Raw genomic sequence first — 20,759 nt, forward strand, 5'->3', positions numbered from 1 at the left:
TAATCAAATTTTGATTAGTCTAGTTAAGTGTCTGTGAGGTAAGAATCCCCCATCAAATCAAAGATTGTGATGGGGGAGTGTCAATTATTAATGTATGTCCAATATGGCTGAAACTATATTTAGGGTTTGTTGAATAAATAAAAATCTTGTCAAATAAAGATTTTTAGCATCATAAAAACCCAAAAAAGTGCCAAAAATAGGGTTTTTTTAGAGAAAATGCAGTATTTTCTTGTCACTAATCGACGATTTTTAATAAGAGCTCAGAATTTATCACAGTATTCAGTTATGCTAAAGTCTTTCATTGATAAGCCTTTTCACTATCCACTTCCCACTATCCACTTCCCTAACGACACCACTTTTTCAGCAACCCTCAATAATAAAGATCAAGTGAAGATTTGGGAGAGTCAAGAGATTATGAGTTAAAATCAATATAAATCTTCTCATCATTAAATATTCATGGCATCAGCAACTGCGGTTAAAAAATATCTAGCCTATTGGTTTCAACTTCAAAAGCCTGTGATTATGACGAGGCAAAACAAGGCTATTTTACCTCAAAAAGTAATTGTGGGTAGTCGCTATAGTCTTGAATTTGAAAGATGCTGGGATTTAGTGAGTAACCCAGACACAGGAGATTGTCATGTAGAAGGTACTGTTCAAACCATACAACAGTTATTATCTCCTAAGTGGGAAATTAACGATTGCGCGCGCTGTCAAATGCCTGTGCCAATTATTGAAGTTGGTATTCAAGACTCTGATTGCGTTTGTAGTGACTTGGAGAATTGGCCTAATAATGAAATTCCCTACCCCCGCGCACCTATCGATAATTCTCAGGCTCTTACAAAAATTCACTCTCGTCTTAACCGTCATCGAGTATAAACATAAGCCAGTTTCCATTTAAGTCGTTACAGTAAAGGTAGGCAAAAGGCAACAGTTAAACATTTAAAAAAATAATAATTTGTTGTAGTTTTTTAGTGTTGAACTGAGAAAAAGTAAAGTTATAATGAAAATAGCATTAGCTATGATTATTTTTTCCTATTATGAAAATTCTTTGCACACGTCCTTATTGTAATCATCCGACTAATCATTCTCAAGAATTAAATAATCAGTCTTTATTGAAAACAGTACAGCAAAAATATTGCATTAGTTGCGGAATGCCTTTAATTTTAGCTGGGCGTTATTTGCCGATACAGCTATTAGGAAAAGGAGGTTTTGGAGCCGCATATTTAGCTATTGATCGTTACAGTCCAACTTTGCGTAAGTGTGTAGTTAAGCAGTTTCAGCCGGAAGGACAACTAAGGGAGGCTGAATTAAAATTAGCTCAAGAATTATTTGAAAGAGAGGCTTTTGTTTTAGAACAGTTAGGTAATAAACATCCTCAAATACCAGATTTATTTGCTTATTTTCCTTTATTAGTAAACCAAAATAATTCTCATCAAAATAACGTAAAAGAAAGCTATTTTTATTTAGTGCAAGAGTTTATTGACGGTGAAGATTTAGAGCAAGAATTATTACGGAAGGGTGCCTTTTCGGAAGAAGAAGTCACAGTAATTTTACAAGAAATACTAAAAATTTTAATATTTGTTCATGATAATAATTCTATTCACCGAGATATTAAACCTTCTAATATTATGCGCACTAAAGAAGGTATTTTATATTTATTGGATTTTGGCGCGGTAAAATTAGTAACCAGTAATGCTAATCCTGCCCAAAAATCAACAGGAATTTATTCTATGGGTTTTGCCCCACCTGAGCAAATGACGGGCGCTGAAGTTTTTCCTTCCACTGATTTATATGCTTTGGCTGTGACTTGTGTGAATTTGCTGACGGGAAAACCAATAACTGAATTATATGACCCTTATACTAACACATGGAAATGGCGAGAATATGCCCCGGTAGGGGATCGTCTCTGGTTAACCTTAGAGAAGATGTTACAGCATAATCCTACCAAGCGTTTTACCTCAGCACAAGAGGCATTAAGGATTATCGACCCAGAATCGAGAAATAAACCGATTAACTCTAACCCAATTTCTTCCCCCTCCCCTTCTTCACTTTCCCCCTCCCCTTCTTCACTTTCTACCTCTTCTTCTCCTGCTTCTCCTATCTCACCAGCTTCTCCTGCCTCCCCAGCTTCCCCAATTTCTCCCTCTGAAATTCCCCCTTTACCGTTAGCGCATATTTTGAGGGGCGCTGGATTTGTGGGTTTTGAAGGTAGTTTGTTGATAATTGCCTTGAATAGCGCCCTTCCTTTTTTATCATTCCCCTTGGTGATAGGCATTTGGGGAGGCATAACGGGATTAATAATTTATCTTCTATATAAAAAATTTCTTGAAAAATGGGATTTATTAATTTTTGGCTTGGTGACAGTAGCTTTAGTCTATTTTTTCCCGTTTTTACACAGTTATCTATTAATTAACTATCAATTTAATCAAATTACTATAATTATAATTCCACTTATTATCGCACTTGGTATAACTGCAGTTACTTCGGTTGGTTTAATCATTTTTCAACTCTTACGATGCTTTTTGAAATAAACTACATTAGAGTTGTTGCGAAATAGGTAATAATAGAAAAAACTGACCAAGTAGAGAGAAGTCAGTCAGGCTAATCGATGGGTTCACCGATTACAAGAGGTATTAGAAGCCACATTGGAAGAGAAACAGGTATTACCAAAAAGGAAAATTAGCACAATTCAAGAGTTTAGGGAATATTTTCCAGATGTGGAAAGAGTGATGATTGACGGAGTGGAAAGACCGATTAATCGACCACAAGACAAGGAAAAAAGAAAAGACACACTCGTAAAAATGTAGCGGTGGTAAGTCCTGCAAAAAAGATATTACAGCTAACACCGACCTGTAATGGCAAGATACATGACAAAAAAATTGATGATCAATTTGACTTGATTGGGGGAATAGCGGATATGGTGAAAGTACAAGCAGATTCGGGATTTCAAGGAGTGCAAAAAATATATGATAATGTCTTTCTACCTCAAAAAAAACCGAGAGGGGGAGAGTTAACAGCAGAGTAAAAAGAAGAAAATCGGCAATTATCGAGAGAAAGAGTCAGATGTGAAAATGCGTTTTCAGGAGTGAAGCGATACAATGCAGTATCGTCAACTTATCGGAATAGAAAGGAGGAATTTGATGATAAATTAATGGTAACAGCCTGTGGATTATGGAATTTTTACTTAGAAGTAGCATAAAATAAAATCAGAAATGGGGAAAATATTATCAATTTTATTCAATATTTAAAATTAAAACTTTATCCCATTATTTCGCAACAACTCTATTAACTCCAAATTATTTGTTAACAAGCTTACTATTTTATTTAATCCTCGTTCCTAATTGACAATGGATAATGAAAAAGAGCAAAATCTGAGGTAAACTTTTCAATACTAACAGTTGAGGAAACCATCATGGCAATGCAAATGAAAATTTATGTTCCCCCCCATCCTTTAATTAAACATTGGCTAGGGGTAGCGCGCGATCAAAATACCCCCTCAACTTTATTTAAAACTGCCATGGTGGAGTTGGGGCGCTGGTTAACTTATGAAGCCATTCGAGATTGGTTGCCCACCATCAACACTAAAGTAGAAACCCCTTTAGCCACTGCTGATGCCATTTTTATCGATCCGCAAAGCGCCCTCGCCTGTATTCCTATTCTTCGGGCGGGATTAACCTTGGCGGAGGGCGCTCAAACTATACTACCTCTGGCTTCTACCTATCATCTTGGCTTAGTGAGAAATGAAGAAACCTTGCAACCTAGTTGCTACATGAATAAATTACCAGCGCACTTCACCCCTGATACTCGTATTCTCATTTTAGACCCCATGTTGGCAACCGGTGGATCGATGATATATGCCCTTGAAGAAGTGCTAAAACGGGGGGGAAACATTGATTTGACGAGGATCATTTCCGTAGTAACAGCGCCCCCCGCCCTACGCCAATTAAGCCTTTCCTACCCCACGTTAACCCTCTTTACTGCCATGATTGACGAGGTGGTTAACGATGACGGTTTTATTGTACCGGGTTTAGGAGATGCGGGAGATCGCTCTTTTAATACTGAGAATTTATAGAAGGGCAAAGTTAAAAGGGCTATTTTTGGCACTTTTTTAAGATTTTATTGTACTTAAAACCTTTATTTGACAAGGGTTTTGATTTATTCAGCAGACCCTAAATAACGAACAAAACCTTTGATATATAATAGTGTTAGTATTTTTAAAATGCAATTGTTATAACTTTATGGTTTGCATTTCACCTAATACCTGACACCTAATACCTGACACCTAATAACTGACACCTTTTTTTAGACATAATTTATCATACTCAAAGTAGAAGAGCCTTAAATATTAAGCCAATAAAAAACATCATTAACAATTAAAGTTAGTTCGACTTGATCTAATACAGGTAAAATATTATCATCTCGAAAAATTTTCACTTTTTGATCACTAAATACTACTAAAATTGTTTCATCTTCGGGATTAATTAACCAACCTAAATTAGTGCCATTTTCTGAACAAAAAAGCAATTTATCTAACACTTTCATTAAACTTTGATCTGGTGACAAAATTTCAATACTCCAATCTGGCAATCGGTCAAATCGATTGGCTATTCTTTCTTTTTCTGTGCGTGGTATTCTATCCCAGGCAAATACCGCTACATCAGGTACGATGGCACTATTATTACAGATACAACGCAATTCAGGAAAAGCATAGGCAATTTTAGCTGATTCGGTAATCTGATTAATAGTGGTAGAAAGTTTGATTTGTAATCTACTGTGTTCTCCTTGAGGCATTGGCTTAGTAGTAATAACTCCATTAATATATTCTTGAGGGGGTTTTGTTTCGGGTTGTTGCAAAAATTCTTCTAGGGAGATAGTTTTTTGGATGGTTGCAATCATAGTTTTGGTTTTTTGTCACTAATTATATTATCTTAAACGGTTAGATAAAGAAGTGGCTTGTTAACAACCAGTTAGAAATAAGCCGTTTCTGCATGGAGTGGAGGGCGCTGTAAATGATTTGAATCTATCCCGAATTTAAGCAAAGGGGAAGACTTTACTAAAATTGAGGAAATGATCTCCCCTAACCCCCCTAACTAAAGAATTAGACAATAGATTAAAATGAACAAAGAGAAAATTATTATTATTTATGAAAGTTCGTGAAGTAATCAAACGTTTAAAAGCCGATGGTTGGTATGAAGATAGAATGAAAGGTAGCCATCGAGTTTTCAAACACCCTAGCAAATCTGGTATTGTTGTTATACCTGGTAATTTTGGGGATGATGTAGCCATTGGCACACTTAACAGTATTTGGAAACAAGCTCAATTGGAGGATGAAAAATGAAAGAGTATTATGTAATTTTTGAATGGGCAGGTAATAATTATTCTGCTTATGTGCCTGATTTACCCGGTTGCATTTCCACAGGTAAAACTTTAGAAGAAACAGAAGTAAATATTAAAAAAGCGATTGAATTATATATAGATGTTTTAAAAGAGGATAATTTACCAATTCCCGAACCTTTAACGAAAGCAAAATCTATTTTTATTGCTGCTTAAAAATGATAATGTTTATCAAACAGTTTCAATTATTCTAAGATTAGATTAGCTGATGAGCTACTATTTTTTAGTGAGGTGGAGGGCGCTGTAAATTGTTGAAATTTGCTCATTTCAATGTCAGAATTAAGCATAATTTAAGTTAGAGTTATCAAGCAAAATTGACTAGATATTTCCAAATAAACTTTACATAGCTACATTCCAGTAGAAAAGAGCCCTCCACCCCAAACCCAGCGCCCTCCATCCCCAATCCAGTACCCTTCTGCCCAAGCTACTATAAAAAAACAATATTAGTTCAATTTATCAAGAATATATTTTAGAGCTTGTTCAACAGTCTGTATTTTCTCTGCATCTTCGTCAGAAATCTGAATTCCAAACGCTTCTTCTAAAGCCATAATTAATTCTACTGCATCTAAGCTATCTGCATCCAAATCGTAAGCAAAATTAGAACTTATATCTATGTCGTTATAGTCAACATCTAATTGTTCAACAATAATCATTTTCAGTTTTGAGAAAATTTCAGATTGTTCTAATTTACCATAATATTTCTCCTCGTCAATTCCTTGTAATTGATTATCTAATTCTTCATTATCCAATTCTTGATTATCTAATTCTTCGTTATCGGAATCATCACGCATATAGAAATACCAGAAAATATTAGCTAAAGTAAAATGAGAAACTTCTTTCAAATTAGAAATAGTAAAAACTTTATGATCATATTTTTCTGCTTCCTGACTAATATATTCTTCATAGTCTTTTCTTAATTCAGGATTCATCATAAACATCAGTTGACTAATAATAGACCTAGAATGAGATTTTTCCTGTAAAGTTTCATAAATTTCTAACTCAGGTTCTTCAAGAATATCATTAACTGAATTACTACTATTAACAATTAATTGAAATTGATTAAATTCAGCATTTTGCAATAATTGTAATTCTGATGAAGAAAGGGATTGCATATAATCAAGATTATTTCTCCATGACTCCAATATAATCAAATCTTGATCATGTAATCTAGTAATTTCAGGGAATAAAAACTCAAGTTCATCTTCTGAATCACATTTATCTAAAACTTGAACACAATCATTCCTGATTTGTCGATCTAAATCATACAAACGATCACTTGCAACAATTAATTCATTCTGTACTTGATAAGTACCTATAATCATCTGTTCTATCAACCAAGAACATTCATGTCTTCTTAATAATCCACAAGCTGAGTTTTCCTCTAATAAATGAGGATTTTGATAGTCAGCTAGTGATGCAAATAATATCGAGCGTACTGCGTTAATTTCTGTATTTCTTGTCTTAATACTTTGTAATTTCATCGCAGAATTAAAACGCCTAATTGCTGCCATTACTTGACCATAAGCCCTTATTAATATTAAACGGTGTTGTTCAAATTTAATGTCTTGAGCAACTTGATCAATGTGATTAATAATTTCTGAACCTTGATTAATAAAAACTCTTTTTAAATCAATAAAACCGTTTTCGACTTTTAATTCTAATCTTTCTACCGCTTTTCTAATCTTCATTGTTTGATATAAATTTACAGCAGAAAGGGCAACACCAGCAACAACACCGACACCAATAACTGCGGTAGTTGCTTGTAAAACTCCTAAACTTGCTTCCACTGCTTGAAATCCCCTTTGCATTTGGTGCATTTGTAATCCACTTGTAGCTAGATGTAAAGGTGTAGCAATGGAATTAAATGGCACTCCGCTTTGATTTAATAATCCTACTGCATGACCTACAAATTGACCTGTCGAAGCATCTCTAGCCATACTTAGGGGTATTCCATTAGCGGAGAATACCTGCAAATATTTACCAGCTTCTATACCTGCTTGAATTGCTGAAGGGAACTGAAAGTGCATGGTTAACACCTCTTTTTTATTTATATCTTTTATAAGATTAGTTTATAATAAAATTGGTTATCAATAACTCCAATGATAGAGAAATTTTATGACTTCTTCGCTAATTAATAACTATTCGGGTTTTGAATCTTGGAAAAAACAAAATCAAGAATTAGAAGCCATCTGTGGTGCTTTACTACAGCAAGTAAATAAAGGACTTAATGAAGGTATTAATTCCGAAAAGTTATTAACTGAAGTAAAAAAGACATTACAAAAACTTAAATCTCAGCGTTTCAGAGTTGCTATTATTGGAGAATTTAGCAAAGGAAAATCAACTTTACTTAATGCGTGGCTAGGAGAAGAAGTACAGCCAGTTAGTACAGCTCCCTGCACTGGTCAAATTAGTATCCTTAAACACGGCAGTAGAAAAAAGGTAATTTGTCACTATAAAAATGGACACAAAGAAGAAATCTCCTTTGAGGAATATCACCAAAAAGTAAGCATATCAGAAGATTTGGATCATGATGATTTAAAATCTTTATCAGAAGAATTACATCATTCCAACATCAAAGAAATTATTTTAGAGCATCCTGAATTGACTTTATGTCAAAATGGCGTAGAAATTGTTGACTCCCCTGGATTAAATGAACATCCTAACAGAAGTGATATTACTAAGCAATTAATTAATGATACTGATGCGATAATTTTTTTAACCAGTGTTAATCCTCTATTGACGCAAGGGGAAAGGGAATTATTGGAAGAAATCAGATTAGAAGTTAATAATGGTAATAAAAGGCAATCAGCCAGTAATCTTTTTATTGTAATCAATTTTTTTGACTTAATACGCAAAGAAAAAGATCGTGAAAGTGTTGAGCAAAGAGTTAACAAATTGTTATTAGGGCAAGATGCAATAATAACTGATCGTAATCGTATTCATTTTATTTCCGCCCAATCTGCCCTTGATGGAATTTTAGCAAGGAAACAAGATGATTACGTTACATCATTTCAATTTTTCACTCAATCAGTCGAGCAATTTTTAACTCATGAACTTGGTGACATTAAAATTAATCAAACTAAACGAGAACTTAATAACTTACTCAATCTTTATAATTCAGAGTTAGAACAGTTTAAAAAATTAATTACTGGGAAAATAAAAATTTCCCAGCAAAATAAACAAAAAATATTTGACTGTATTGGCGAAGCAACTGGTAGAGATTATAAAATGCGTTCTTTGATTAATTTTATATTAGAAGATGTAATAGAAAATCTTTTAGAGTCTTGGAGTGAATGGGTTGAAAATTTAGCAGATCGATTAGTGGAAAACAGAGAAAAATGGACTTCTAGTCAAGAAAATAAACAGGCGAAAATGAGTGATTATGCTCGACAATTTAGCAATAATTTAGAACTAGATTTTCATAATAATTTTGAATCAAAGATACTATCTGATTATTTAGAGGATTATATTAAATTATTAGATGAAGAAATCAATAATAATATAAATGCAATTAAAAATAATCTTGAGTCTTTAGATTTAGAAATTGGCTCAAATTTAGTTAATCAATTTAGTTTATCAATAGCAAATATGAAGCAAGATATTAATTTAAAGCTATTTGTATCAAAAGAAGACAGTGAAAGTGGAGCTGGAGTTTTTGGCTTTGGAAGTGGTGTATTTGTAGCCGGTTTATTATCAATATTTACTGGAGGGCTTTTTCTTCCTGTTGCACTTGGCGCTGCTGCTGGAGGTTTCTTAGGTTTCTTGGTTGACGATGATCCCAAACAAAAAGTATTAGAAAAGGGTTGGGAAAAATTTACTGAGTCGGCAGAAGATATTTATAGTAAGGTACAGGAAAAAATTATTGCTCTTTTTCAAGATAGATTAGATGTTACTATTCAAGTTATTGAGGAATCAATATCTATTTGTGAAGAGTTAATCAACCAGAATAATTTAGCTTACCAAAAAACGGTAAAATCAACTCAAATAACCTTAAATAATATTGAACAAAAATGTAGATATTTAGAAAAGTTAAAAACTCATTTATATTAATTTATTCTGATGATATTTACGTTAAAACAGAATGTACGGTTAGGGTGGAGGGCGCTGTAAATTGTTGAAATTTCCTCATTTCAAATTTATTTCGGCTTTTTTCTTAATTTATTAATCCTGATTAATTTTTTACTTACTTAAAGTTAATGGGTTTTAAGAGAATTTTTATTGTTTTTTATCCCTTAAAACCCTTGATATTATCGGCTTATTCCGCAAAGCCCACTTAATAATCAGCGCCCTCAATCGGTGCAAAACCTTGTCGCTGGATATTTTCCGTCACTACTCTAGGCTCAAGAAATTGTAACAAATAATCAGGACCACCAGCTTTTGAGCCTACTCCCGACAATTTAAAACCGCCGAAAGGTTGACGTGCCACAATAGCGCCCGTAATCCCCCGATTAATATAAACGTTGCCCACCTCAAACTCACGATATGCCCTGTCGATGTGCGCTGGAGTGCGCGAGTATAAACCCCCCGTCAAGGCGTAATCCGTGCCGTTGGCAATGGCTAAAGCATCATCAAAATTTTCCGCTTTGATTACCGCTAAAACAGGTCCAAAAATTTCCTCTTGGGCAATGGTTGCATCAGGTGTAACATCTTTGAAAACAGTGGGAGGGACAAAATAACCATTTTCGGGAGTTTCCCCTTGAAAAGCCAAAGTAGCTTCTTTTTTACCTTGTTCGATATATTCTAAGATACGGCGACGGGCGCTGTCATCAATAACAGGACCTACTTTTGTACTAGGATTTTGGGCATCCCCCACGTTAATAGATTCTACAGCACCGATTAAACGCTCTACAAAGGCATCATAAACAGGTTTCAAGACAATCACTCGACTACAAGCAGAGCATTTTTGCCCACTAAAACCGAAAGCAGATTGCACCACCCCAGCCACCCCTTGATCTAAATCTGCGCTTTCATCGATAATAATGGCATTTTTCCCGCCCATTTCCGCAATCACGCGCTTAAGGTGTTTTTGTTTTGGTTGCACAATACTAGCATCAGCATAAATTTTACAACCCACTTCCCTCGATCCCGTAAAAGCGATTAAATGTATGTCAGGATGTTTCACTAAGTAATCACCCACCACTGAACCCTTACCCGGTATATACTGAAACACACCAGCAGGAATCCCAGCTTCCACCAAGATTTCCGCAATTTTCGCGCCAATCACCGTGCTAGTGGCAGCAGGTTTCAATAAAGCGCAATTACCAGCAACTAAAGCGCCCACCGTCATGCCAGTAGCGATAGCAAAGGGAAAATTCCAAGGGGAAATAATCAGCGCAATGCCTTTGGGTTGATAAAAATAACGATCATTTTCCCCGGCAACATCATAATTATAACCTTGATCTAAACGTTCCATTTCATCAGCATAATAGCGACAAAAATCAATGGCTTCAGAGATTTCTGGATCCCCTTCTTTGATGATTTTACCCACTTCATAACACATCCAAGCGGTTAATTCATGGCGTCTCGTTTCCATAATTTCCCCTGCTTTGCGCAAAATTCCAGCCCTAATCCTCACAGGAGTTTTACTCCATGTTTTAAAGGCTTCTTTGGCACTTGCCATGGCTTCATCTGCTTGGGCGATGGAAATTAAACCGATTTTACCGACAATTTCCCTAGGATTGGAAGGGTTAACAGAATCGATATAACTCTCAGTTTCGACATATTCCCCGTTAATGAGAGGTAAATAGGTTTTACCTAACTGATTTTTAACGGTTTGTAAGGCTTCTCTAGCTTTGTTGAGATTATCTTCACGCCCGTAATCAGTGTCAGGGGCGCCGGGAAACTGCTGATTTTTGAAGCTAGGCAGAGATTCCAGCACTTGAGGGGGTGCAATTAATTCATCAACGGGTTTTTCTTCGGAATTTTGGCGTAAAAAGGAACTATTAGCGGTATTTTCTAGTAAACGACGAATGAGATAAGCCATACCGGGTAACAAGCGCCCGTAAGGAGAATAAACTCTGACTCGATGCCCTCTTTTCACGATGGCTTTAGCGAGGGTTTCACCCATGCCGTAGAGGATTTGGCACTCAAAACGGCTTCTTGGTATCTGCAAGGTTTCGGCGATAGCGATGGCGTGCGCTTGAGTGCGCACGTTGTGGGAAGCGATAGCGCCCTTCAAATATTGATGATTCTCTAAGAGAAGACGAGTTAAATTTTCATAATTAACATCAGTTTCCGCTTTTTGGTTAAATACGGGCTGTTGCCAGTGATTTTGCTGAGATTTGATGGTTTCTTGATCCCAATAAGCGCCCTTCACCAATCGCACTGTAATAGGATTACCCCGTTTTTTAGCCCAATCAAGCCAACTTTGCAAGTCATTCATGGAGTCGCGCAAATATCCTTGAATGGTGACACCAATATCCGTGCGCTGTTTAAATTCTTCTTCCATCAACAACTCTTGTAACAGCGCGATGGTAACATCTTTGTAGGCATATTGTTCCATGTCAAAATGCACCGCCGCGCCGTATTTTTCAGCGTGTCGGAGTAGTTGTTTCGTGCGCTGATAAACGATTTCTTTGCTTCCTTCGGGGTCAACGGGGTCAAATTGGGAGTAAAATGCAGTTAATTTGACGGATACTTGCACTTTAGGGAGATTTTGCCCGTCTGCTTGGTCAATTTCGGGGATATTAGACCATTTTTGGGCTTGTTGACTTAATTCGGTGATTAAGTCGAGATAATTTTGTAAATATGATTGCGCTTCTACTTCGGTTATAACCGCTTCTCCCAATAAGTCGATGGTGAATGCCATTTTTTCTTTGCGCATTTTTTCCACCGCTTTAATTACTTCTTTTATCGTCTCTCCAGAAATATATTTATAGGCTAATGTTTCCACCGCTTTCGTGATAGTGGCTGAGGCGAGGTGCGCTGGTGGTGAATTTGGTTCACTAAAATTCAAAATGGTTTTGAGGGCGCCGGGCAACTCCACTTCATCTGTGGTGAGGTATTGTTGGAGATGGCGCGCTATTTCTGAATTACTTTGTAATGCAGGTAACGCATCAATGAATCTGAACAGTTGTACCCGCAATCCGGGGTTACTCATGGTCCAATTCATCAATTTGTCATCAAATTGCATTTGCTCTTTGAGCTTACTAAAAATATTACCTTTCTGTCTCGTAGTCTGGATTAATTCCAGAGCAATTTCCCTAGTTTTTGGCTCGTAGATTGAAGCCTTACTAACTGAAGCTACCATATTTTCCCCTTATTCAAAATTGCGAAGTTGCCAATAAAATTTAATTGTTTTATGCAGTTAGTGCATAGTTTAAGCATTTTGTCAACAACCTATTTTATCACTTTTTTACAGTATATCGGGCTCCTAGCCCAAATATAGTAATACTAAATTGGTTCTGGCAATTACAGCGCATTTTTAGATCAATAAAGCACGTTTAATTAAGTTATCGTGCAAAATTAATTGTATATGGGCAAGGGGTTTAAACCCCTTGTTATCATAGCTTTAAGAAAAATAAAAATCACAATTAATTTTGCTTATCTACTTATTAGAAAATATTGCTCCCTTCTCCTGCGGGAGAGGGGTTGGGGGTGAGGGCAGATTATTTTGATACCTACTTTGAAACAGCAACCCCTAATTAATGTCAAATTTAAAAGGTAAAATGCTATAAACTCGATTAGGTTTTTTCAGAATATTAGCTAAATCTAAATCAGAATTATACTCCCAAATTTGGTTAAAAATAGCGATAGAATCTAATTTATTTTGAGCTAAATCAGTATTTTCAATAGCGGTTAATAACTCATTCTCCCAGTTTCTTAACTCTGGATATTCTTTAATCTCATAATTATCTCCTAAAGTAAGTTTTTCTGTAAGATAATTAATGGCACTTTCTAAACCACCAATATCATCAACTAAACCAATTTCTTGGGCATTATTTCCTAACCAAACTCGACCTTGAGCAATATTATTAACCTCTTGAATACTCAAATTACGAGCCTTTGCCACTCTTTCTAAAAAAAGATCATAAATTTGATTAACACTTTCTTGATAAACGGCTATTTCTTGAGGATTTTTAGAGCGAAAATTATTACTTAAATCTGCTAACTGATTAGTTTTAATAACGTCACTATTAATGCCATTATTTTTAGTAAGATTTTCTAAATTAAATAGTAAACCAAAAACACCAATTGAACCCGTAATTGTGCCGTCATTAGCAAATATTTTTTCTCCCGATGTGGCAATCCAATAACCACCAGAAGCTGCCACATCAGCCATAGAAATAACGATTGGTTTTTCTTGGGCTGTTATATCTAATTCTCTGGCAATTAATTCTGATGCCAGCGCACTTCCCCCCGGGCTATTAATCCTCACTATTACCCCTTTAATATTCTCATCTTCTCGAATTTTTTTGATTTCCGCAACGGTGCGTAATCCACCGACTTCGCCAATATTACCTTCTCCATCAACGATATTACCCTCTAAATAAAGAATGGCGATTTTATTTTCTGCCCCTTGATTGGTTGTGGTTCGACTGAGATATTGTTTAATAGTAACTTGAGGAAAATTGTCTTTTTCAGTGTTAGTAATCGTTCTAAAATCATCTCTAATTTCGTCAATATAAGCAGTCTTATCAATTAATTTTAATTCTTGTGCTTTTTTGGCTTCAATAATACCAAAACTATCGGCAATGTTGTTAATATTTTGAGATGTTAAACCATTATTTTCGCTGACTTCATTTAAGTATGAATCCCATAAATTAGTTAATAACTCTTTAGTTTGTTCTCTATTTTCTGTGCTATAATTATCTCTAGTAAAAGGTTCTACTGCTGATTTATATTTGCCCACTCTAATTACTTGTACCCCAATACCATATTTATCTAAAGCAGAGGCAAAAAATAATTGTGAAGTGCTTAAACCATTCATCTCTAAAGCCCCCAAGGGATTGAGATTAATTTCGTCGGCAATAGAACTTAAATAATAATCTTTTTCTGAAATAGAATTATGATAAGTAATAATTTTTTTACCGCTACTTTTAAAGTTTTCTAAAGCTGTTTTCAATTCTGCTAAACTACCATAACCTAAATTAATATTACCCTTACTACCATCTAAGAATAAAGCCGAAATTTTCTTATCTTCCGCACCCTTATTAATAGCGTTAATAACTTGTCTTAAACTAAGATTGTTGCTACTTTCAGGGTTAAGAAAAGCAGGGAGAGGGCGCTGGTTATTACTATCAGTAATTTGACTGCTAAGATCAAAAACTAATACCGATTGATTTTCAATTTGAGGATTATTACTACTTAACATTAAAGCCATAATAAACAAAAATAAACCCCCAGTGCTGAGGGCAAAAAGAAATAATAAACCAGCAACACTACCGATAAAACTAGCTAAAGTTTGTTTTAAAAATTGTTTCATTAGAAAATATCAACGATTACCCTTCCCATTGTAACCAAACCTTAGTTGGAGGTAGGTTATACTGCTATCTTAAAGTTCAGATACTCATTTAGAATTCGATATATTCTCTGTTAAGTTGTGGTAAAGAAAGGTAACCACATTAGTTAACGCAATAAATCAGCGCCCTTCCCCGTTGGCAAAATAACAGGAGAAGAAGCAGGAGACAAAGACTCAGAAGAAGACTGGGGAGAGGTTGGAGGCTGATAAATCCCCATCAAAACATTAATTAATTCTTCCCGTTGTTCACGGGTTAAACTGGTAATAATTTGAAGATCACGAGAAAAAGGATTTTTTGTTAAAGTAGCATAACCCGGATAGCGCTCTTCTTGGATAGTTTCATTTACCCCTAAATAATCAGCGAAAGTCAATTTCCAATCTAAACGAAAAACTGTAGCACGGGATTTCACAAACTGATGGTAACGAATAAAACGACTAATCAGAGTGTGATTTTCAGCTTTTCCCCCTTCCACCCTTTCATAATCATTTTCTATGGGAAAATCAGGAATCTGCTTATATACTAGAGTTGCCACTTCTTCAGGGCGCAAATTTTGAGGCGAAAGACTATTTTGAGCAAAACCAGCGCCCATCACCCCTACCATACCGTAACCGAAAGTAAATAAACTTAGTAAAACTATTAACCGCCGTCTAGGGCGGTATTTTTTCAAATTAATCATCACTGATAATTTCAGGTTGAGTCAACTCATCGGACATTTCAATGATAGCCCTTAACACAGGTTTCATCACCTCTTCAAGATTATCAAAATCTTCAAAACGTCTTTGTTTCGCCCTTTTTGCCACTTGCACAGTGATTTTGTAGCGGTTGGATGCCGCTTCCATTAACTCATCACTGCGATACATAATTTGTCCTGAATCAAAGTTATTCTTTTTCAACATCAAAATATTTTTAATTAGTTCAGCTTGACACAGTTTGGAAATCTTATCATAGCAGAATATGACCACTATTAGTATTATTGGCGTTGCTGATTTAGGGCAAACCCATACTCAGGAAGATAAAATTTTGAGCAGATACTTTTCATTGCCCACCTCTCTTCATCTAAATTTTGGAATAAACCTAACTTCCGCCGACTCTCCCAACATCTTGGGCATTGGCTTCAAAAGCGGCATTCAACGCCTCATCACCAGTTAAACCAGAATTAATCGCCTCTTTTAATGCCTCTAAAACACGCTTATAATCCCTTGGCATTACCTTCACAAATTTACTGATATTTTCATGCCAATTAGCAAGAATTTTATTCGCTTTTTTACTACCTGTTAACTGTTGATGTTTAACAATTAACTGTTTTAACTCAGCAATTTCTGAAGCATCATCAAGGGTTTCTAAACCCACCATTTCCGTATTGCAACGGGTAGCAAAATCACCTTTTTCATCTAAGACATAGGCAACACCGCCACTCATCCCAGCCGCAAAATTACGCCCAGTTACACCGAGAATAACTACTTTACCACCAGTCATATACTCACAACCGTGATCGCCAGCGCCCTCCACCACAGCAGTTACCCCAGAATTACGGACACAAAAGCGCTCTCCGCCGATACCAGAAATATAGGCTTCCCCAGCCGTAGCGCCATAAAAAGCCACATTACCGATGATGACATTTTGATCCGCCTCAAAAGTCGATTTAGCATCAGGATAAACAATGATTTTGCCACCGCTTAAACCCTTACCGATATAATCATTAGCTTCTCCCGTTAATTCCAAAGTGACTCCCTTTGGTACAAATGCCCCGAAACTCTGTCCAGCACTACCAAAAAACTTCAAATGTACTGTATCCTCTGGTAAACCATGCCAATGTTTTTTCGTAATCTCATTACCTAAAATTGTCCCCACCACACGATTAATATTGGTAATGGGTAAAGTGGCGCTGACTTTTTCTCCTCTTTCGATAGCTGGTTGACATAAATCTAATAATTTCGTCATATCCAAAGATTGTTCTAAAGCATGATCCTGTTTTACAGTACAATGGCGAGGACTGTTAGGATCAACATCAGGTTGATATAAAATCGGGGAAATATCAATCCCTTTTGCTTTCCAATGATCAATAGCTTGTTTTGGCTCTAGTACATCTGTACGCCCTACCATTTCATCAACGGTACGGAAGCCTAACTGCGCCATGATTTCACGCATTTCCTGCGCCATAAACTTCATGAAATTAACAGTATAAGCCGGATCGCCTGTAAATTTAGCTCGTAATTCAGGGTTTTGGGTAGCAACTCCCACAGGGCAAGTGTTGAGATGACATACTCTCATCATGATACAGCCCAATGTCACCAAAGGAGCGGTAGAAAATCCGTACTCCTCAGCGCCCAACAACGCCGCCACAGCGAGATCACGCCCCGTTTTCATTTGTCCATCGGTTTCCACCACAATACGGCTACGGAGGTTATTGAGCAATAAAGTTTGATGGGTTTCAGCAAGTCCTAATTCCCATGGTAATCCAGCGTGTTTAATGGAAGTTTTAGGAGAAGCGCCCGTCCCCCCATCATAGCCCGAAATCAGGACAACATCAGCTTTTGCCTTTGCCACTCCAGAAGCAATAGTGCCGACACCCACCTCAGAAACTAATTTAACGTTAATTCTTGCCTCACGGTTAGCATTTTTCAAATCGTGAATTAATTCCGCTAAATCCTCAATGGAATAGATGTCATGGTGAGGAGGAGGAGAAATCAAACCTACGCCGGGAGTAGAATAGCGCACCTTCGCAATCCAAGGATAAACTTTTTTACCGGGTAATTGTCCCCCTTCACCCGGTTTTGCACCTTGCGCCATTTTAATTTGAATCTCTTTTGCTTGAGAAAGATATAAACTGGTGACACCAAAGCGCCCACTAGCCACCTGTTTAATGGCACTATTTTTCGAGTCGCCATTTTCATTCGTCCAAGTATAGCGCCCTTCGTCCTCGCCCCCTTCTCCCGTGTTAGATTTACCGCCAATGCGATTCATGGCAATAGCTAGGGCTTCGTGCGCTTCTTGGGAAATCGAACCGTAACTCATAGCGCCCGTCTTAAAGCGCTTCATAATATTTTCAATGGGTTCAACTTCTTCCATGGGAATAGCTTCCCGTTGCTTAAACTCCAGTAAATCCCGTAAACGAAAATAATGTTTACCGTCATTATTAATCATCTGGGAATATTTTTTAAACAGTTGATAATCCCCCTGTTGCACCGCCTGTTGTAAAGTATGGATAGTTTGAGGGTTAAAGAGGTGCGCTTCGCCATCTTTGCGCCATTGATACTCACCACCCACATCAAGGGTGTGATTGTTAACATCTCTTTCAGGGAAACCCTGATGATGACGCATGATAGTTTCTTTGGTGATAACATCCAAACCAGCGCCCTCCAACCGTGAAGCAGTGCGGGTAAAATATTGATCAACAACCGCTTTATTTAAACCCACCGCCTCAAAAATTTGCGCGCCTCGATAGCTTTGGATAGTGGAAATACCGATTTTAGACGCAATTTTAATCACTCCTTTGGTGACACATTTGATGTAGTTGTAAACGGCAGTATCATAATCCACAGAAGTGATCAATTTTTCTTCAATCATCTGTGCCATGGTTTCATAAGCCAAATAGGGATTAATAGCGCCACAACCATAACCTAACAATACCGCAAAATGATGAACTTCCTTCGGTTCAGCAGATTCTAAAATTAAACCAACTTTGGTTCTTGTACCATTATTAATCAAGTGATGATGCAAACCAGATACCGCTAAAAGGGCGGGGAGGGGCGCTTTATCTTTATTCACACCCCGATCACTTAAAATAACATGGGTGCAACCCTCTTTAATTGCTTCGTCCACAGCACTAAAAAGGTTTTCTAAGGCATTTTGTACACCTTTTACCTCATCTTTGGGGTTAAATAGAATTGAGAAGGTTTCAGCTTTAAAATTATGACCAGCCCTCACCCCTAGCCCCTCTCCCACGGGGAGAGGGGTTTCAAGAGGGGTAAGAGATTTTAAAATCGCTAATTGCTCATTAGTAATAACAGGGGTTTTCAGCGCGATAAGATGACAACTTTCTGGTTGAGGATCAAGTAAATTACCTTCAGCGCCGATGGTGGTTTCTGCGGAGGTGATGATGGCTTCCCTGATGGAATCGATGGGAGGATTGGTAACTTGGGCAAAAAGTTGCTTAAAGTAGTCATAAAGTAATTTCGGTTTATCACTCAACACCGCTAGAGGGGTATCAATACCCATAGCGCCCATGGCCTCAACTCCATTTTCTGCCATAGGTGCGAGTAACATCCGCACATCTTCAAAGCTATAACCAAAAGTTTGCTGTAGCGCCGTCAAACTCCCCTCTCCTGTGGGAGAGGGGTTGGGGGTGAGGGCATTACTCCCCTCTCCTGTGGGAGAGGGGTTGGGGGTGAGGGCAAGATCATCAATAGTATATAAATACTCATCTAACCACTGCTGATAAGGTTGGGCAGTAATAATCGGTTGTTTCACCTCTTCATCGCTGACGATACGCCCAGCGCCCATGTCCACTAAAAACATTTGTCCGGGTTGCAATCTACCTTTACTTTCAATCCTTTCTGGCTCGATGGGTAATACACCTGCTTCCGATGCCATAATCACTAAACCATCTTTGGTGACGGTGTAACGGGAAGGGCGCAAACCATTGCGATCCAAAATAGCGCCGATTTGTTGCCCGTCGGTAAAAGCGATGGAAGCTGGACCATCCCAAGGTTCCATCAAACAGGAGTGATATTGATAAAATGCCCGTTTTTCAGCACTCATGGACTCATGACCCGTCCAAGGTTCTGGTATCATCATCATGACGGCATGGGGTAAACTGCGCCCACTCAATACCAACATTTCTAAAGCGTTGTCAAAAATGAGGGAGTCGCTACCATCCATGTTAATAATTGGTTGGATTTTTGCCATATCCTCGCCAAATAATTCTGACTTAAATAAGGCGGTGCGCGCGTGCATCCAATTTGTATTACCTCTAAGGGTGTTAATTTCGCCGTTATGGGTAATGTATCGATAAGGATGCGCCCTCTCCCAACTGGGAAATGTATTGGTACTGAAACGGGAATGCACTAAGGCGAGGGCGCTTTGTAGTTCAGGGTTTTGCAAGTCTAGGTAATATTTGCCTACTTGTTTGGGGCGCAACATTCCTTTGTAAACAATGGTACGGCTGGAAATACTACAGGGATACCAATATTCATCGATGGAGGGCGCTTTAATAGCATTGTGCGATCTTTTCCGAATGACAAATAATTTTCTCTCAAAGGTTAAATTATCTTTAATTTCTTCATTTTTAGCGATAAATACTTGCTGTACATGAGGCTCAGTGCGGAGGGCGCTTTTTCCTAAATCACTATTATCTGTCGGCACATCACGCCACCCTAAAACTTTTTGTCCTTCTTCCTTGACAACTTGCTCAAATAATGCTCTAGCTTGTAATCTCTCAGATTCATCAGGGGAAGTAAAAATCATGCCTACCGCATAATCTCCGAAATTCGGTAAAGAAAAACCAAGTTTTTGCGCTTCGTGCGCTATAAAATCATGGGGTAACTGCATTAAAACCCCAGCGCCATCCCCCGTATTTGGTTCTGCACCGCATCCCCCCCGATGATCTAAACTAATTAATATAGTTAAGGCTTGTTGGACTATTTCATGGGACCTTTTGCCATCTTTATTGACCACGAAACCCACACCACAGGCATCATGTTCATTTTGTGGATCGTATAATCCCTGTTTCTTTGGTATATTATTTACGGTCATAATTGCTTCCTAAATTTTGGTGTTGAATCGTTTAAATCTAAAGAAAATATTAAGTCTAGCTTTTCTTTCTCTCTCTTGATTATTGATCACATTATAGGAAGATTTTTAGATTTGCTTAGTTTTTTGTCAGAAATTTAACATAAGATTAAG

The 20,759-nt window shown here is 37.2% G+C and carries 13 protein-coding genes and 2 pseudogenes; 7 read left to right on the forward strand and 8 right to left on the reverse strand.

The genetic code is table 11. The annotated features are described in order from the left end of the window. The first annotated feature begins 456 nt into the window (after positions 1 to 456). The 4 genes and pseudogenes from IGQ45_10665 to upp all read left to right on the forward strand — a co-directional run bounded on the left by IGQ45_10665 (position 457) and on the right by upp (position 4,072). Entirely contained in the window at positions 457 to 876 is a 420-nt protein-coding gene (locus IGQ45_10665) for a hypothetical protein (protein MBF2057654.1), read from the forward strand. A 161-nt stretch (positions 877 to 1,037) separates the two neighbouring features. After that, positions 1,038 to 2,531 carry a serine/threonine protein kinase gene (locus tag IGQ45_10670; protein ID MBF2057655.1) on the forward strand — a complete coding sequence of 498 codons (1,494 nt, stop codon included), beginning with the start codon at positions 1,038 to 1,040 and terminating at the stop codon, positions 2,529 to 2,531. A gap of 278 nt (positions 2,532 to 2,809) precedes the next feature. Continuing rightward, positions 2,810 to 3,199 (forward strand): annotated as a pseudogene (locus IGQ45_10675) (transposase). 213 nt (positions 3,200 to 3,412) lie between these two features. Next, complete coding sequence (gene upp, locus IGQ45_10680) at positions 3,413 to 4,072, forward strand: uracil phosphoribosyltransferase (GenBank protein ID MBF2057656.1); 660 nt, start codon at positions 3,413 to 3,415, stop codon at positions 4,070 to 4,072. Positions 4,073 to 4,338: 266 nt separating this feature from the next. Here upp and IGQ45_10685 read toward each other — a convergent pair whose 3' ends face one another. Next, positions 4,339 to 4,896: a Uma2 family endonuclease gene (locus tag IGQ45_10685; GenBank protein ID MBF2057657.1), complete on the reverse strand. Its 558-nt coding sequence runs from the start codon at positions 4,894 to 4,896 to the stop codon at positions 4,339 to 4,341. A 247-nt stretch (positions 4,897 to 5,143) separates the two neighbouring features. On the opposite strand from IGQ45_10685, the gene IGQ45_10690 reads away from it, so the two are divergent. Both IGQ45_10690 and IGQ45_10695 read left to right on the forward strand, forming a co-directional pair. Further along, a complete protein-coding gene (locus IGQ45_10690; GenBank protein ID MBF2057658.1) occupies positions 5,144 to 5,338 on the forward strand; it encodes a type II toxin-antitoxin system HicA family toxin in 195 nt (64 codons plus the stop codon). Beyond that, positions 5,335 to 5,550 carry a type II toxin-antitoxin system HicB family antitoxin gene (locus IGQ45_10695; protein MBF2057659.1) on the forward strand — a complete coding sequence of 72 codons (216 nt, stop codon included), beginning with the start codon at positions 5,335 to 5,337 and terminating at the stop codon, positions 5,548 to 5,550. The genes IGQ45_10690 and IGQ45_10695 overlap by 4 nt, the downstream gene beginning before the upstream one ends. 287 nt (positions 5,551 to 5,837) lie before the next feature. Here IGQ45_10695 and acpP read toward each other — a convergent pair whose 3' ends face one another. Then, positions 5,838 to 6,185 carry an acyl carrier protein gene (gene acpP, locus IGQ45_10700; GenBank protein ID MBF2057660.1) on the reverse strand — a complete coding sequence of 116 codons (348 nt, stop codon included), beginning with the start codon at positions 6,183 to 6,185 and terminating at the stop codon, positions 5,838 to 5,840. After that, positions 6,162 to 7,421 (reverse strand): annotated as a pseudogene (locus tag IGQ45_10705) (hypothetical protein). Before IGQ45_10705 ends, acpP begins: the two are co-directional and overlap by 24 nt. A gap of 88 nt (positions 7,422 to 7,509) precedes the next feature. Here IGQ45_10705 and IGQ45_10710 point away from each other — a divergent pair. Then, complete coding sequence (locus IGQ45_10710) at positions 7,510 to 9,444, forward strand: dynamin family protein (protein MBF2057661.1); 1,935 nt, start codon at positions 7,510 to 7,512, stop codon at positions 9,442 to 9,444. A gap of 223 nt (positions 9,445 to 9,667) precedes the next feature. Here the strand turns inward: IGQ45_10710 and pruA are convergent, their stop codons facing one another. The 5 genes from pruA to gltB form a co-directional block, all read right to left on the reverse strand. Beyond that, on the reverse strand, positions 9,668 to 12,643 hold the full coding sequence (pruA, locus tag IGQ45_10715; protein ID MBF2057662.1) for an L-glutamate gamma-semialdehyde dehydrogenase: 2,976 nt from the start codon (positions 12,641 to 12,643) through the stop codon (positions 9,668 to 9,670). A 390-nt stretch (positions 12,644 to 13,033) separates the two neighbouring features. Continuing rightward, the gene (gene sppA / locus IGQ45_10720; protein ID MBF2057663.1) at positions 13,034 to 14,818 is read right to left on the reverse strand and encodes a signal peptide peptidase SppA; all 1,785 of its coding nucleotides are present in this window, start codon (positions 14,816 to 14,818) and stop codon (positions 13,034 to 13,036) included. Positions 14,819 to 14,961: 143 nt separating this feature from the next. Continuing rightward, a complete protein-coding gene (locus IGQ45_10725; GenBank protein ID MBF2057664.1) occupies positions 14,962 to 15,531 on the reverse strand; it encodes a hypothetical protein in 570 nt (189 codons plus the stop codon). Further along, the gene (locus tag IGQ45_10730; protein ID MBF2057665.1) at positions 15,524 to 15,751 is read right to left on the reverse strand and encodes a DNA-directed RNA polymerase subunit omega; all 228 of its coding nucleotides are present in this window, start codon (positions 15,749 to 15,751) and stop codon (positions 15,524 to 15,526) included. Before IGQ45_10730 ends, IGQ45_10725 begins: the two co-directional genes overlap by 8 nt. Before the next feature lie 178 nt (positions 15,752 to 15,929). Next, positions 15,930 to 20,609, reverse strand: a complete 4,680-nt coding sequence (gltB, locus tag IGQ45_10735) for a glutamate synthase large subunit (GenBank protein ID MBF2057666.1) — start codon at positions 20,607 to 20,609, stop codon at positions 15,930 to 15,932. Positions 20,610 to 20,759: the final 150 nt, after the last annotated feature.

The organism is Cyanobacterium sp. T60_A2020_053 (assembly GCA_015272165.1).
GTDB lineage: Bacteria > Cyanobacteriota > Cyanobacteriia > Cyanobacteriales > Cyanobacteriaceae > Cyanobacterium.